The sequence below is a fragment of the Lachnospiraceae bacterium genome (genome assembly GCA_025758065.1).
Taxonomy (GTDB): domain Bacteria; phylum Bacillota; class Clostridia; order Lachnospirales; family Lachnospiraceae; genus Enterocloster.
On record CP107199.1, the window covers coordinates 2,055,335 to 2,071,401 of the forward strand.

The window sequence follows — 16,067 nt, forward strand, 5'->3', positions numbered from 1 at the left end:
AGGCTGTTTTATTATCCTATATTTGCACAAGACTGCCAAAAGCAGGTTCTGCAGAAAAATTATAGTTCAATGATCTCCCCATCATCAGGAACCAGCAGATTTCCATGATAATATTCTTTTCCTTCTGCTGTGTAAAGTTCTTTCCTGTGGCTTAAATTCTTATCTTCAGTATGCCACAGTACCAGATTGGGGATAGAAAGGCTTTCAGCCAGTTCACAGGCTTCTTTTACCGTGCTGTGGTGTTTTTCATAAGGTTGGAAGCGTTCCCGGTCCCCGTAGAGACAGAAAGCTTCATGTAAAAGCCACTGGCTGCCTTCTACATATGGCTTACAATCAGGATTGTAAGGTTCGTCTCCGGCGCAGGTGAATTTCTTCCCGTTTTTCAGCATCATGGTGAAGCCGAACTGCTTTGCCTTTGTAGATAAAATATCAAAGAAAGTCACATCATAGTCTAAAATAGAGACAGTTTCCCCGTCTTCTACCGGGATCAGGAAAATCTGTTCACCGATCATTTTGTAAAATTTTCCCTGAAGGGTTAAACGGCATAAAGTGGAAATCGTATCCACAAGCCCGGGATGACAGTAGATGCGAAGCTCTCCCTCATATTTTCCTTTTTTCATGGCAGTGGCGATCATGCGGACCATCCAGACAATGCCAAGGATATGGTCGGTGTGCTCATGAGTGACGAAAATATGGTGGATGTGGGACATGTCCACATTCATCTTTTCAAGAATGCCTAAAATGCCATTGCCGCCTCCGGCATCTACCATGAAAAATTCATTTCCGTCTTTTATGGCAAAACAGGTATTGTAGCAGTGCGTTGCCTGGGCATTTCCTGTGCCGAATACATATAATTCTTCCATACTTTTAAGTCCTTTCTTCTCTGAATAGTTAACAAACTGTAAGATTGTGTTCCTATGGAAAAACTTTTATTTTCAATAAGAATATGGTACTATAAACTTATATAAAACGCAAGGTTCTTCACACAAGGTTATTTTAACACTTTAAAGTAAAAGACTCCCGGATCACATAAAAATACTAAGGGCGTTAAATGATAGAAGAACAGGCGAAAATTGGGGGAATGTATATATGAGGGACATGGCGTATCTGCAGCTTTTAGCGCGGGAATATCCGTCGGTGAAAGAGGCCACCAGTGAGATCATCAATTTAATGGCGATCTGCAATCTGCCAAAAGGAACGGAATATTTTTTCAGTGACCTTCACGGGGAATATGAAGCATTTATCCACCTGTTGCGGTCTTCTTCCGGTATTATCCGGGAAAAGATCAAGGAGACCTTCGGGCATCTGATCCCGGAAGAAGAACAGCTTCAGTTAGCGAATCTGATCTACTATCCGGAACGCCATCTGCCGCGGATGATGAAAATGGGGCGTTATACGGAAGACTGGCAGAAGATAACCATTTACCGGCTGGTCCAGATCTGCCGTGAGGTGTCTTCTAAATATACACGTTCCAAGGTAAGAAAGAAAATGCCAAAGGAGTTTGCGTATATCATTGATGAGCTGCTCCATGTAGACTATACAGATGAGAATAAAAAGCTGTATTACAATGAGATCATCCATTCTATTATTGATAGCTGTATTGCGGACAAGTTTATTACGGCTTTATGCTACCTGATCCAGAATCTGACCATTGATAATCTTCATATCATCGGTGATATTTTTGACCGTGGTCCAAGAGCGGATATTATTATGAAAGAACTGATGAATTTTCACGATGTAGATATCCAGTGGGGAAATCATGATATTTCCTGGATGGGAGCTGCAGCGGGCAATCTGGCCTGTATCTGCAATGTACTCCGGATCGCTATCAGCTACAACAGCTTTGATGTGCTGGAAGACGGATATGGCATTAATCTGCGCCCGCTGTCCATGTTTGCAGCAAAGGTTTACCAGGATGATCCATGTGTTCAGTTTATGCCAAAGATCCTGGATGAAAACATTTATGATGCAGTAGATCCGGGACTGGCGGCTAAGATGCACAAGGCTATTGCTGTGATCCAGTTTAAGGTGGAAGAGGCTATTATCCAGCGCCATCCGGAGTATGAGATGGAAAACCGCATGCTTTTAACGGCAGTAGATTACCAAAAAGGTACAGTTATGATCGATGGAAAAGAATATCCTATGCTGGATATGAATTTTCCAACCATTGATCCGAGAAACCCACTGGAACTGACCAGAGGCGAAAAGGAGCTGTTGCGTACGCTCTGCGCTTCTTTCCGCCACAGTGAGGTTTTACAGCGCCAGGTGAAATTTATTTATTCCCATGGCGGCATTTACAAGTGCTATAATTCTAATCTGCTGTACCATGGATGCATCCCTATGAAGAAGGACGGCACGTTTGATGTTATTATGATCAATGGAAAGGGTTATCAGGGAAGATCCCTTATGGATTTCCTGAACCGCCAGGTGCATAATGCATATTTTCTTCCAGATGGTTCAGACGGCAAGGAAGAGGCACTGGATCTGATGTGGTATCTGTGGTGCGGTGCAAAGTCACCTGTATTTGGAAAAGCCAAGATGACGACTTTTGAGCATTATTTTGTAGAAGATGCGGCCACCCATAAAGAGATGATGAATCCTTATTACAAATTGTGTGAAAAAGTGGAAGTCTGTGACCAGATTTTAAAGGAATTTGGTTTAAAGACCGAGGGTTCCCATATAATCAACGGACATGTTCCGGTTAAGTTAAAAGATGGGGAAAAACCGGTCAAAGCAGGGGGAAAGCTGTTTGTGATCGACGGAGGCCTTTCAAAATCATATCAGAGCACTACCGGAATTGCAGGATATACATTGATCTCTAATTCTCATCATCTGGCATTGGCAGAGCACATGCCATTTGATCCGAAAAAGGACAGTACACCAAAGGTATCTGTAGTAGAGAAGTTAAAGACTAGGGTTATGGTGGCAGATACGGATAAGGGACAGGAATTAAAGGAACAGATCTCAGATCTGAAGGAATTAGTGGCAGCATACCGGGAAGGAGCTATAAAGGAAAGGGCTGAATAATGACCAGAGCAGAATTTTTACAGGGATTAAAGACAGAATTGGAAGGCCGTGTTCCGTATTCTGTGATCCAGGAAAATATCAGATATTATGATTCTTATATTTTAGATGAAGTGAATAAAGGGGCTGATGAGGCAGAGGTGATCGAAAGCCTGGGAGGTCCCAAGATCATTGCAAGGACCATTGTAGACGCGGCTCTTGATACAGAGGACCGGCCGGACGGTTATGAGACTTACGGATCTGGTAAAGCACAGGAAGAGGATGCCGGTCCTGGAAACCGGGAATACAGCGGGCCTTATGGAACTGTGGACAGAGAAGATAGTTATGGTGACAACTACCGGAGAAATGTACATTATGTGGATTTCAGCAAATGGTATGTGAGACTTGCAGCAGGACTGATCGTGTTTTTCGTTATTTTCCTGCTCATGAGCCTGTTCTTTGGAATCATAGGATTGGCTGGCTGGATCTTATCTTATATCTGGCCTGTGCTTCTGATCTTAATGATCATCTGGATGTTTAAGGGGTCGGGAAGATAATGGGGCAGTTGTCTTAATGTATATGGGCAGGTAAATTTGGGATTGAAAGTAACCTGCGGACAGTAAGTCATAAAATGAGGGGATGTTAAAAAACATCCTCTTTTTGTTGACAATTTTGTGAAAAAATAATATAATCATGTTGTTGGTTCGTAATAAATCCGTAACAATTCTATTTCTACTATTTCGACAGTTAGGAGACTTTCAGCGTGAAATTTGCTTTATTACAGAGACATGCGGTAAAGGTTGCCGCAGGTCTTTTTCTTTTATCAGGTATTCTTTTTGTAAATCCAACTGATAGTCTGGCCGCTTCTAAAAGTGCAGAGGTACAGACACGTTCTTCTTATATGGTGACTATCGCAGCACCTGCTGTAGAGGTGCATCTTTCTGCCAATGAACACAGCCGTTCTGTAGGCGAGGTAAAACGTGGACAGACTTATGAGGTTCTTTCTAATCTGGGAAACGGCTGGGTGAAGATCAGCACAGGAAATGGTGATGGTTATATCAAAACTTCCGGAAAGGCATCTTTAGTTGAAAAAAATCAGGAGACAGTGGATCTTTCTGTCAGACAACGCCGCCAGACTGTAGAATTTGCTCTTCAATTTTTAGGCGGAAGCTATGTTTTCGGTGGAGTTGACCCCAATAAGGGAGTTGACTGCTCTGGTTTTACCCGCTATATCTTACAGCACGCGGCTTCTGTCAGCCTTCCTCATTCTTCCAGAGGACAGGCAAACTGTGGGACTCCTGTCTCAGAGGAGGAGATGCAGCCGGGAGATCTGATCTTCTACGGTGATGGCGGAGGCATCAATCATGTGGCAATGTATATTGGGAATGGACAGGTAGTTCATGCTTCTACAGAAGCTACAGGTATTAAGACTTCACCTTATAATTACCGTAAGCCGGTGAAGATAGTCAGTGTTTTAAGTTAATAGTATTATTTACAGCCCTGGTACAGAAATAACACCGGGGCTTTTTTCTGCTTTTCTGCTGGGAAAATGCTGCTGGCAGGTTCTGAAAACCATGTTTACAGGTGGTATGCCGGTTACAATATGTGAAATAATTGTGAAATCTGTCGAAAACATGAACAAATATTAAAAAAAATAAATATATTGACGGATGATTTATGTGTGGTATAATACAAATGTAATTAACGTAACATTTGTGTAACATTTGGGCACAGCTATTTAACATAAACCGTAACAAATAGGATGGGATGAAGATGCATAATATTTTTGGTAAACTGGTTAGAACAGGACTTGTATGTGGAATGCTGATGATGACAGTTCCGATGACGTCCATGGCAGCTATTGGACCTGGATTTGAAGAAGGCACATACATTGCCACTATTACCGCAGACAGTGTTAACATCAATAAGGCAAAAGATAGCGAAGAGGTTCTGACCACTGCCAAAGCAGGAGATACATATGAAGTTTTAGAGGATCTGGGAAATGGATGGATGAAGATCCGCGTAAATGATACAGAAGGCTATCTTCCTATTTCTGAAAATGCAGAGGTAGAAGAAGCGGAAGCAGGCGAGATTGAGGAGATCCAGAGAAAAGCCATTGAGTCTTCTGGCAACTATAAGAGAGAGCAGCTTGTAAGTTATGCGCTTCAGTTTGTAGGTGGACCGTACCGTTATGGCGGCAGTGATCCACGTACCGGAACAGACTGCTCCGGTTTTACCAGATATGTCTATCAGCATGGTTTAGGTATTTCCTTAAACCGTTCTTCTGGCAGTCAGGCATCCCAGGGAACAGCAGTCAGCGCTTCAGATATGCAGCCAGGTGATCTGCTTTTTTATGGAAGCGGAAAGGGCATTAACCATGTAGCAATGTACATAGGAGACGGAAAAATCGTTCATGCTTCTACAGAAGCAACTGGTATTAAGGTTTCCAACTGGAATTACAGAAATCCGGTGAAGATCGTGAGTATGCTGGGATAAAAGGGATAATTAAGAAAAGGAACAGGCTCTTCTGCTGACTGCAGAAGGGCCGTTTTTGCAGGTTGGGAAATCTGCATCCATGTACTCTCGGAATCTTTTTGTACTTGATCTTGCGTGAAAGACTCCGAGAGTACATCATCTATAAAAGGGAGAAAAGCCGGGATAGGGGAGCTATCCTGGCTTTTCTCAAGGGGAGTATAAATAATTAATAAGGATGAGGCTGTGGTTTAAGGGAAACCATGTTGCCTCACATTAGTTATAATATAAATACAGGGAAATTGCAAGGAAATTCCCTGAAAGCTGCGTATAAAACAAGATGATTCAGCCATAATAAAGCTGTAACTTAAAGTTGAATATGAAAAATATCTTTTTGGAGGTATTGAAATGGCAAAGAATGACTATAGCAATGATTACAGTGACCGTTACAGCAACCAGATGGATGGCTGCAGCAACATGAATCAGGAAAACAAGACAAAAAACAAGAGCGAAAATAAAACAGAAAATACTACCCGCACTACTTCAAAAAATAATGCAAAGAACAACTGCAGAAATAAAACGGAATATTAAAACTGTAAAACTGTCATGAAAGAAGTGACCGCTTCAGGTAAAAACGGAATACCTGAAGTGGTCACTTTTTGCTGTGATCACGGATTGTACCCATCAGACAGGACGGGCATATATTGATAACAGGAAGACTTGTCTATAACGTTTTGAAATAGTTCATATGTCCGCATATATGAATGATTCCGAGTGAACATAAAGGAAAGAAGGTGGAAAGATGACTGGTTTTCCAATGCTTCCTTATTGGGAATTTGACCGGTGGAGAGAAATGGGGCGGGTACAACGTATTATTGATCTCAGGAGTCCGTGGCAGTATGAAAAAGAGCGGATCCGCGGAAGTGAAAATATTCCCTATGATGAGTTCTGGGATCATATGGATGAGATAAATTATGGGGAAATGACCGTATTCTATTGTGAAAGAGGCGCTAAGAGCATGGTCATCTGTCGTGATCTGTGGCGTATGGGATATGAGGTGGCAGATCTTGCCGGTGGAATGATGAATTACAGAGGGAAATACATTGACAGATAGCAGTTTCGGGCTGTAAGATATAATGGTGCAGGAGAAAAACAAGCGCCGCTGTAAGGCGGCATTTGTTTTTCTTGCACCATTAACGAAGGTTCCGTCTGCGAAGCAGACAGTAGAGCGCAAAGCGCGGGGAACCTGAGTTTGCGATGTAACGAATGCCCCGCCTGCGTCAGCAGGCAGTGGAGCGCGACAGCGCGTGGGCATGAGTGGACCGGCACCATTAACGAAGATTCCGTCTGCGAAGCAGACAGTAGAGCGCAAAGCGCGGGGAATCTGAGTTTGCGATGTAACGAATGCCCCGCCTGCGTCAGCAGGCAGTAGAGCGCGACAGCGCGTGGGCATGAGTGGACCAGCACCATTAACGAACAGAAGGAGCAATTTTATGAAGATTTTATTCGCATCTGATATCCACGGTTCTGCGTATTACTGCCGCAGACTGTTAGACATTTATAAAGAAACAAAAGCATCCAGAATGGTCATTTTAGGGGACATCCTTTATCATGGCCCCAGAAATGATCTTCCAAAGGAGTATGCTCCAAAGGAAGTCATTGCCATGTTAAATCCATTAAAGGACCAGATCTACGCTGTACGCGGCAACTGTGATACGGAAGTAGACCAGATGGTGCTCCAGTTTCCGATCCTGGCAGATTATGCACTGCTGGTATTAGATGGAAAGACATTTTATGCAACCCACGGACATGTATTTAATCAGGATCATCTGCCTCCTATGCAGGCTGGAGATATTCTGGTACATGGACATACACATTTGCTGAAAGCGGAAAAAGCAGAAACAGAATGTGGGACGATTACCGTATTAAATCCAGGCTCTGTTTCTATTCCTAAAGGTGGAAATCCAAATACATATGCGATCCTGGAAGATGGAATATTTGCCATTTATTCCCTGGATGGCGAAGTGGTAAAAGAAATTAAGCTGTAAAAAGTAATATGAAACTGAAAAAGAAATTGAAAAATGGAATGAATTTAGAACTGTGAGGAAAACGGATTGAAGCAGACCTATGAACTGATCGCACCCTGTCATTTTGGGCTGGAAGCTGTATTAAAAAAAGAAATACTGGATCTGGGATATGAGATCTCCCAGGTGGAAGATGGAAGAGTCACATTTATCGGTGATGATGAGGCAATCTGCCGTGCAAATGTATTTTTACGCACTGCAGAGCGTATTCTGTTAAAAGCAGGCAGCTTCCGGGCTGAGACCTTTGAGGAACTGTTCCAGGGAACAAAAGCTATTGCATGGGAAGAATTTATCCCGGAAGATGGTAAATTCTGGGTAGCAAAGGCGTCTTCTATTAAGAGCAAGCTGTTCAGCCCTTCTGATATCCAGTCTATTATGAAAAAGGCCATGGTAGAACGGATGAAGGAGCATTATCATGTATCCTGGTTTCCGGAAGATGGGGCAAAATTCCCCTTGCGTGTATTTTTGTATAAGGATATTGTTACCATTGGCATTGATACCAGTGGTGATTCCCTTCATAAAAGAGGTTACCGCACCCTTACCAGCAAGGCTCCTATTACAGAAACACTGGCTGCAGCACTGATCATGCTTACTCCGTGGAATAAGGACCGTATTCTGGTGGATCCATTCTGCGGAAGCGGTACGTTCCCTGTTGAGGCAGCCATGATGGCAGCCAATATGGCACCAGGTATGAACCGCTCTTTCTTATCTGAAGACTGGAAGAATATTATTAAAAGAAAATGCTGGTATGATGCCATGGACGAAGCAAATGATCTATTGGATGATACAGTAAAAGTAGATATCCAGGGCTATGATATTGACGGGGATATTGTGAAAGCAGCCAGAGCCAATGCCCAGTCTGCAGGTGTGGACCATATGATCCATTTCCAGCAGCGTCCGGTAAACGCTCTCAGCCATCCGAAGAAATATGGTTTTATTATTTCCAACCCGCCTTACGGCGAGCGTATTGAAGAGAAAAAGAACCTTCCGGCTCTGTATACAGAGATCGGTGAGCGTTTTGCAGCTTTAGATGCCTGGTCCATGTATCTGATCACATCTTATGAGGATGCGGAGAAATACATTGGCCGTAAGGCAGACAAGAACCGCAAGATCTACAATGGCATGTTAAAAACCTATTTCTATCAGTTCATGGGTCCCAGACCGCCAAAACGCAGTCAGGAGAACCGAAACGTTGATTAAAAAAAGAATAAAAATCCAATTAAAGAAAGCCGTTTCCATGTTTATGGGAGCGGCTTTGCCTGGAATAATGTGTACGATCCTTCTTTCAGTCTGTCTTGCGGGCTGTAAAAGCATTCCGGCAAAACCGGAAAAAGATCAGGCAGGAGAAAATCAGCAGCAGGAACAGATGAAAGAAAGTAAGGATACAGATCCTGGTCAGGAGAAAAAAACTCAGGCAGGAAAAGATACACAAAACAGTGGGAAAAGCACAGCACAAGATGATGGAAGCACAGCGGGTCCGCCGGTTATCTGGAACCGTAAAATGCCTGAGGATGTAGTTTTGCCGGCTTCTTACGATTACAGGGAACAGGGACGTGCACCTAAGATCGGCAATCAGGGATCTCTTGGCACTTGCTGGGCGTTTGCTTCTCTGACTGCCCTGGAATCTACGCTGCTGCCGGATCAGAAAGAAACATTTTCTGTGGATCATATGTCCATGCACAATCATTTTCTTCTGGGGCAGGACGAAGGGGGAGAATACACCATGTCCATGGCTTATCTTCTTTCCTGGGAAGGACCGGTGTGGGAGTCAGAGGATCCTTATGGTGATGGAATTTCCCCAGATGGCTTAAAAGCAAGGGAACATGTACAGGAGATACAGATCCTGCCGTCAAAAGATTATGAAGCTATTAAAAGGGCTGTTTATTTAGAAGGTGGTGTGCAAAGCTCCTTATATACATCTATGCAGGATTATGAAAGTGAGTCTATTTATTACAATCGTGACACCAATTCCTATTGCTATATTGGTACGGAAAAGCCTAACCATGATTCTGTGATCGTAGGCTGGGATGATGATTTCCCGAAAGAAAATTTTAATATGGATCTGGAAGGAGACGGAGCCTTTATATGTACTAACAGCTGGGGCGAAGATTTCGGAGATCAGGGATATTTTTATGTATCTTATTATGATACTAATATTGGAGTCCATAATATTGTATACACGGGAATTGAACCTACTGACAATTATGACAAGATCTACCAGAGTGATCTTTGCGGCTGGGTGGGTCAGATCGGGTATGGGAAAGATACAGCCTGGTTTGCCAATGCTTATCGCACAGAAGAAAGGGAAGAGCTGGCGGCAGCCGGTTTTTATGCAACAGGGCCGGATACAGAATATAAGATCTATGTGGCACGTTATCTTCCGGACAAGGACGGCTCAGATGCTGCAGGAAAAGACAGGTTCAGTCAGGACCATGGCCTAGAATCCGCTTTAAACAGGAGGACTCTTTTAGCAGAGGGAGTTTTAGAGTATTCAGGCTATTATACGATTCCTTTTGATCAAAAAATAGTATTGGACCAGGGGGAAAAGTTTGCTATAATAGTGGAAATAAAAACGCCGGATACTGTTCATCCTGTAGCTATTGAATATGATGCCGGAGATGGTATTGCCCAGGTGACAATGGCAGACGGCGAAGGTTATTTAAGCCACAATGGTTCTCTGTGGGAGCATGTAGAAGAGACCCAGAAGTGCAACCTGTGCCTGAAGGTGTATACAGACACAAAATAAACAGGGAAAAGCCAACACATGATACAAAGGGTGATAACATGGAAAATAATAAAGAAAAAAGAATCATATTTGCAACGGGAAATGCGGGAAAGATGCGAGAGATCCGTGCTATTCTGTCTGACCTGGGATTGCCAGTGCTGTCTATGAAAGAAGCAGGTGTTGTCCTGAATATTGTAGAAGATGGTAAAACATTCGCGGAAAATGCAAAAATTAAAGCAATGGCAGTGTGGAAGCAGACAGGAGGCATTGTGCTGGCAGACGATTCAGGTCTGGCCGTAGATTATATTGGAGGCGAGCCAGGTGTTTACTCTGCCAGATATATGGGAGAAGATACCTCTTATGAGATCAAAAACCGAAATATCATTGAGCGTCTGGCAAATGCCGAAGGAAAAGAACGCAGTGCCCGTTTTGTCTGTAACATTACCGCTGTCTTAGAAGATGGAAGGGTGATCCAGAGAGAAGCTGCCATGGAAGGATTGATCGCAAAGGAGCCTGCAGGAGACGGCGGTTTTGGTTATGATCCAATCCTTTATCTCCCAGAGTTTGGAAAAACTTCTGCAGAGCTTACCATGGAAGAGAAGAACCGCATCAGCCACAGAGGAAAAGCATTAGAGGCAATGAAACAGGCCTTAAAGGAAGAGGTTGCAGAAAAATGAAGATATTGATCGTTAGCGATACACACAGAAAAGATGAAAATCTGAAGTGGGTGATCAGGAAAACAAAGCCTTTTGATATGCTGATCCATCTGGGAGATGCAGAGGGAAGCGAATACGAGATCATGAAATGGGTGGATAAAGGCTGTGATCTGGAAATGATTATGGGAAATAATGATTTCTTTTCTCAGTTAGAACGGGAAAAGGAAATCATGATCGGTAAGTACAAGGTGCTTCTCACCCACGGACATTATTATAATGTGTCTACCGGTCCTGCTTATTTAAAGCAGGAAGCAAAAGAGCGGGGCTTTGACATCGTTATGTTCGGTCATACTCACAGACCATACTTTGATATCGATAAATCCGGGGAAAAGGAGCTGATCACTTTAAATCCCGGCAGCCTTTCCTATCCGAGACAGGAGGGACACAGACCTTCTTATATGCTGATGAAGATCGATGACAATGGGGAAGCCCGGTTTGAGCAGCATTATCTGTAAAAGTTTTTGTGAAAAAGTGTACATAGGGGAAGAAGTGCAGCTATGGGAATGATGGCGCATGTAAAGTGTGTATCAGACCGAAAAGGAAGTAGAGAAAGAAAATCTTGCCGGCAGTACTCTGCATTGCGGAACTTTGCAATATGCCGCGTCAGCTTCAATCGACGATGCTACCGGCATCGCCTCATTCAGCTTCCTTGCACATGAAAATTTATCCTGCGTGTAATGGATCGGTAATTATCGTGGATTATACTAGGAAATCCGGAGATGGCGGCTTTGCTGACGAGTCTGGCGAAGAGCTTGAAGGTTGAATAAAATAATGAAGATAAAATAGAGTCTGCTGGCATTAGGAGAAATCCAGATGTGGGTGGACTTTTTTGTAGTGGAAAATAATGTACATAAGATATGCTTCAAGCTATAATTAGGGTAGATGTTTCCCTGGTGTAATGTCAGCTGAAGCATTACAAATGACGGGCTTTGGCTGTTAGATGATCCAGGGGTGATCGAGGAGAAAATAAAAGATGATAAATGAACACTTGAAAAAAGAAAATATTTTCTTAGACGATTGGGCAGCAAAGGTTTCCGGTTTTATAAGAGATGGGATAGTTGATCATGAATTTTACTGGAAAAGCGGGATAAAAATTCTATTTTTGTTAAAAGAGGTGAATGGTGGGGAAGACTGGGATTTAAGAGAATTTCTTCGTGAAGGCGGAAGAAAGCAAACCTGGGATAATGTCACCAGATGGGTGATAGGAATAAATCACTTAGAGCGAGATATACCATGGAGAGAGCTAGAAACTATAACTGAAGAACAAAGAATAGAAAATCTGCAACAGATAGCAGTTGTGAATGTAAAAAAGACTCCTGGTGGTCATACCTCTGCACTTGAGCAGATAACAGAGGCAGCTATAGATAACGGGGAGATGCTATGTAATCAGATAAATATGTGTCAACCAGATATTATAATCTGTGGTGGTACTTCTGGAAATTATTTTAATAACATTACGGAGTATTCAAATCCTGTCTGGAAACAGACGAAACATGGTATATGGTATGTTGTTGAGCCAACAGGCAGGATTATTGTTGAATATTCGCATCCGGAAGCGAGGGTTAAAGATTGCCTGCTTTATTATGGTTTGGTAGATGCTGTAAGAGAAATTATATCAATATTATATCACTAATAGATACTTATAGGGTAATGTAATTAGAAAGATAGAGCATCTGGTAAGCAAACATGATGCTCGAAAAACTTATATTGATGGCAAAGGAAGGTTGATATGAATATACAGATATTTGGGACAAAGAAATGTAATGATACAAGAAAGGCTGAGCGCTTTTTTAAAGAGCGTGGCATAAAGTATCAGTTCATTGATATGAAAGAAAAGGGCATGAGCAAAGGAGAATTTAATTCTGTAGCTCAGGCAAATGGCGGATTAGATAACATGGTCAACTGGAATGGGAAAGACAAGAACTTACTTGCCCTTATAAAATATATTGCTGACGAAGACAAACTTGAAAAAGTTCTTGAAAATCCACAGGTAATTAAGACACCGGTGGTCAGAAACAGTAAGCAATCAACACTGGGGTATCTGCCGGATGTATGGAAAAACTGGAATTAGAGGATAGTATATGCAAAAAAATGCGAAAAAGTGTTGACAAAACAATAATGGTCATATATAATACTCTTTGTTGCGACGGGGTGTGGCTCAGCTTGGCTAGAGCGCCTGGTTTGGGACCAGGAGGTCGCAGGTTCGAATCCTGTCACCCCGACTTGTACAAAAGAATAGATATATGATATGCAGGTGTAGTTCAATGGTAGAACACTAGCCTTCCAAGCTAGATACGTGGGTTCGATTCCCATCACCTGCTTTTTTAAATCCTTGATATTTCAAGGATTTTTTGTTTTTTATAGGGAAAAAGAATGATTACACTTGATTACATTTTCGATATGTTAAAGAGTGTAATTTAACGGCATAGTGTGTTTTCTAACAAAGATTCCGTTTGTTTATCTGACAGACGATTAAAGCAATAGTTTTTATATGTTGTTTTTTCGTCCTCATGTCCGGCCATTTTTCGAATTTCATTGATATTTAGGCCGCTATCTATGAATGTGGGAGAAGGATGCCCCTTCTCCTTTATTTTTCAAAAAACTTTTCAATCGGCACTTGAAGTATCTCTGATAATCCATAAAGTTCAATATCTGTAATTGTTCGTGAACCGTCCTCGATTCTGGAAATAGATCCCCTACATATATATACAGCCAGTGTTTCAAGCTTATCGGATAATTGTTGTTGGCTCAGTTTTCGCATTTTTCGGTAGTATTTAATCTTTTCACCAGTGATGTTCATGGATGTTCCTTCAATGATACGCGGCATTATTTTCAATCTCCTTTTATATCTTTTTGTCTTGTAATAGGACAAAAATAATGCTATACTGGTTTTTGAAAAAACTTGTCCTGTAACAGGACAAACATTAAAAATAATGAGGAGATCTACAATGAGCAGTAAAAAGCTGGCAAAAAAAGTGCTGATTACAACTTTATCAGCAAGTATGGTGTTACCTTTTGGAAGTGCTGTATATGCAAATACACAGGCATTACCAAATGGAATGATTATTACAGAAAATGGTGTAGAATATTTGAAGGATTCAAATGGTGAAAAATATTCTGGATGGTTTTTCGACTCTAATGATGAATGGTATTATTTCAATGAGACCAACAAGACCATGAAAAAGGGATGGCATCATGATGATAAGGATGGCTATTGGTATTATCTGAATCCAACAAGTGGTAAAATGGAAACAGGATGGCAGAAAATTGATGGAAAAGAATATTTCTTCCAGCCTGTAAGAGATATGGGGAACTACCATTTTAATAATGAACAAGAAAAATGGCTGTATTCCATGAATAGCAAAGTTCCATACGGAGCAATGTATGTGAGCACAACTACACCGGATGGCTTCAAGGTAGATGGTAGTGGGGCCAAGGTTGCCGAAGAAACAGCCGCACAGTCTGGAAATACTAATGCTTCATCCGGTACACAGACAACAAAAAATGGCTGGGTATCTGAAAACGGAAGCTGGTACTATTATGAAAATGGTGCTATGGCTAAAGATAAATGGCTGAATGTGTCTAGAAAATGGTACTATGTTGTATCAGATGGTTCTATGGTTACCGGTACATGGAAAGAAATTAGCGGTAAGTCCTATTATTTCGGTTCAGATGGAGCAATGTATGTAAGCACCACTACACCGGATGGTTCCAAAGTAGACAGTAACGGAGCAAAAGTAACCGGGCAGACAACAACACAGACAGGAAATGGCGGTACTTCATCTAGTACGCAGACAGTGAAGAATGGCTGGGTATCTGAAAACGGAAGCTGGCATTATTATGAAAATGGAACGCTGGCAAAAAATAAATGGCTGAATGTATCTGGAAAATGGTACTACGTTGTATTAGATGGTTCTATGATTTCGAATACATGGAAAGAAATCGGCGGAAAATCCTATTATTTTGGCGCTGATGGAGCAATGTATGTGAATACAACAACACCGGATGGAAAACAAGTTGATGGAAACGGAAATGTTGTTGTAGAATCCCATAAGATGTATCCTTCTAAGTCTACTATAGTCGGAACATATGTATACGATGATGGAAAAGAAGGCGGTTACTATGATGGTGAGATACACAGTCATTTTGTATTGACTTTGGATTTAAATGAAGATAATACATATGACTATGAATACGATAATTCTATGCGTGCCTATTATTCAGAAGGAACATATATTTACAATGAAGAAACAGGGATAATAACTTTCTCTGATAATGGATTAACAAAGGGAATCGTTAAAGACGAAGGAATATTAATTTCTGAAATTACACTAGGAGACATACTTTTTGTTTCAACTACATCCCAAAACAATAATACTTCTAATAGCAGTGCTTCATCAACATCAAAAGACTACAGTAAATATGTAGGTAGCTATGGCATTAAAGAAATGGCGGATACAGATAGCGTAGGGCATGTTGGAACTGGAGATGTTGAAATTACAAAGATAGCCAATAATAAAATATATGGCACTTTTATTGAACATGCAGATGCCAGTGACTGGGGTTGTGACATTGATTTCTCTAATGGTGTTTCGATTAACAGTGATGATACGTTTGTTGTTCAGGGCAAGGAATATTACCGCAAATGGGATGAAGATAACTATAAAACGGCCAAGTACACAATTAAATTTCAGTTAGGAACAGATGACGGAAGACCAACTATTGAGGGAATAGATGTAACAGGAGGTCTTAACGATGGATCTGATTGGGATTGGGGCATGGAAACCTATTACAAGGTTTTAAGGTAATATAATCAAGGCTAGATTAGATAACTACGCATCTAATCTAGCCTTTTTCAATGGTGATTGTATGTTCTCCGCTGGTTAAAAGCTGTAAAGGGGCGAGATATATCTGCTTTGCAGATCCCTTGACAGCTTTTCTTTTAAACTGCATGAAATAGGAAATATGGGGTGATTACATTTTTGATTACACTCTGAATTGATGATGTACAAAGTGCCTTTCTATCTAAGTTTTTTGTTAAGTGCGCACGTTCGATTCCCATCACCT

At 41.6% G+C, this 16,067-nt stretch carries 16 protein-coding genes and 2 tRNA genes; 16 read left to right on the top strand and 2 right to left on the bottom strand.

The window, feature by feature from the left end; translation table 11 throughout:
- Nucleotides 1-59 precede the first annotated feature (59 nt).
- Nucleotides 60-863, bottom strand: coding sequence for an MBL fold metallo-hydrolase (locus OGM16_09555; GenBank protein ID UYJ45089.1), 804 nt, complete (start codon nt 861-863; stop codon nt 60-62).
- 226 nt (nt 864-1,089) lie between these two features.
- On the opposite strand from OGM16_09555, the gene OGM16_09560 reads away from it, so the two are divergent.
- The 15 genes from OGM16_09560 (at nt 1,090) to OGM16_09630 (ending at nt 13,321) form a co-directional block, all read left to right on the top strand.
- Nucleotides 1,090-3,027 carry a fructose-1,6-bisphosphatase gene (locus tag OGM16_09560; protein ID UYJ45090.1) on the top strand — a complete coding sequence of 646 codons (1,938 nt, stop codon included), beginning with the start codon at nt 1,090-1,092 and terminating at the stop codon, nt 3,025-3,027.
- On the top strand, nt 3,027-3,560 hold the full coding sequence (locus OGM16_09565; GenBank protein ID UYJ45091.1) for a hypothetical protein: 534 nt from the start codon (nt 3,027-3,029) through the stop codon (nt 3,558-3,560). Before OGM16_09560 ends, OGM16_09565 begins: the two co-directional genes overlap by 1 nt.
- Before the next feature lie 206 nt (nt 3,561-3,766).
- The gene (locus OGM16_09570; protein ID UYJ45092.1) at nt 3,767-4,486 is read left to right on the top strand and encodes a C40 family peptidase; all 720 of its coding nucleotides are present in this window, start codon (nt 3,767-3,769) and stop codon (nt 4,484-4,486) included.
- Nucleotides 4,487-4,776: 290 nt separating this feature from the next.
- Complete coding sequence (locus OGM16_09575; protein UYJ45093.1) at nt 4,777-5,499, top strand: NlpC/P60 family protein; 723 nt, start codon at nt 4,777-4,779, stop codon at nt 5,497-5,499.
- A 384-nt stretch (nt 5,500-5,883) separates the two neighbouring features.
- Nucleotides 5,884-6,066 carry a hypothetical protein gene (locus OGM16_09580; GenBank protein ID UYJ45094.1) on the top strand — a complete coding sequence of 61 codons (183 nt, stop codon included), beginning with the start codon at nt 5,884-5,886 and terminating at the stop codon, nt 6,064-6,066.
- Nucleotides 6,067-6,277: 211 nt separating this feature from the next.
- Nucleotides 6,278-6,589: a rhodanese-like domain-containing protein gene (locus tag OGM16_09585; protein UYJ45095.1), complete on the top strand. Its 312-nt coding sequence runs from the start codon at nt 6,278-6,280 to the stop codon at nt 6,587-6,589.
- Nucleotides 6,590-6,968: 379 nt separating this feature from the next.
- Nucleotides 6,969-7,523 carry a phosphodiesterase gene (gene yfcE / locus OGM16_09590; GenBank protein ID UYJ45096.1) on the top strand — a complete coding sequence of 185 codons (555 nt, stop codon included), beginning with the start codon at nt 6,969-6,971 and terminating at the stop codon, nt 7,521-7,523.
- A 66-nt stretch (nt 7,524-7,589) separates the two neighbouring features.
- On the top strand, nt 7,590-8,759 hold the full coding sequence (locus OGM16_09595) for a class I SAM-dependent RNA methyltransferase (protein UYJ45097.1): 1,170 nt from the start codon (nt 7,590-7,592) through the stop codon (nt 8,757-8,759).
- 37 nt (nt 8,760-8,796) lie between these two features.
- Nucleotides 8,797-10,305: a lectin like domain-containing protein gene (locus tag OGM16_09600; protein ID UYJ48430.1), complete on the top strand. Its 1,509-nt coding sequence runs from the start codon at nt 8,797-8,799 to the stop codon at nt 10,303-10,305.
- Nucleotides 10,306-10,343: 38 nt separating this feature from the next.
- On the top strand, nt 10,344-10,961 hold the full coding sequence (gene rdgB, locus OGM16_09605) for an RdgB/HAM1 family non-canonical purine NTP pyrophosphatase (GenBank protein ID UYJ45098.1): 618 nt from the start codon (nt 10,344-10,346) through the stop codon (nt 10,959-10,961).
- Nucleotides 10,958-11,455, top strand: a complete 498-nt coding sequence (locus OGM16_09610) for a metallophosphoesterase (GenBank protein ID UYJ45099.1) — start codon at nt 10,958-10,960, stop codon at nt 11,453-11,455. The genes rdgB and OGM16_09610 overlap by 4 nt, the downstream gene beginning before the upstream one ends.
- 518 nt (nt 11,456-11,973) lie before the next feature.
- The gene (locus tag OGM16_09615) at nt 11,974-12,633 is read left to right on the top strand and encodes a hypothetical protein (GenBank protein UYJ45100.1); all 660 of its coding nucleotides are present in this window, start codon (nt 11,974-11,976) and stop codon (nt 12,631-12,633) included.
- A 96-nt stretch (nt 12,634-12,729) separates the two neighbouring features.
- Nucleotides 12,730-13,071 (top strand): arsenate reductase family protein, encoded by a 342-nt coding sequence (locus tag OGM16_09620; GenBank protein ID UYJ45101.1) that lies wholly within the window; start codon nt 12,730-12,732, stop codon nt 13,069-13,071.
- Nucleotides 13,072-13,147: 76 nt separating this feature from the next.
- Nucleotides 13,148-13,222, top strand: a tRNA-Pro gene (locus OGM16_09625).
- 28 nt (nt 13,223-13,250) lie between these two features.
- Nucleotides 13,251-13,321: transfer RNA gene (locus tag OGM16_09630), tRNA-Gly, on the top strand.
- A 266-nt stretch (nt 13,322-13,587) separates the two neighbouring features.
- Here OGM16_09630 and OGM16_09635 read toward each other — a convergent pair.
- On the bottom strand, nt 13,588-13,827 hold the full coding sequence (locus OGM16_09635; GenBank protein UYJ45102.1) for a helix-turn-helix domain-containing protein: 240 nt from the start codon (nt 13,825-13,827) through the stop codon (nt 13,588-13,590).
- Between the two features lie 121 nt (nt 13,828-13,948).
- On the opposite strand from OGM16_09635, the gene OGM16_09640 reads away from it, so the two are divergent.
- Nucleotides 13,949-15,808 carry a hypothetical protein gene (locus OGM16_09640; GenBank protein ID UYJ45103.1) on the top strand — a complete coding sequence of 620 codons (1,860 nt, stop codon included), beginning with the start codon at nt 13,949-13,951 and terminating at the stop codon, nt 15,806-15,808.
- The last annotated feature ends 259 nt before the right edge of the window (nt 15,809-16,067 follow it).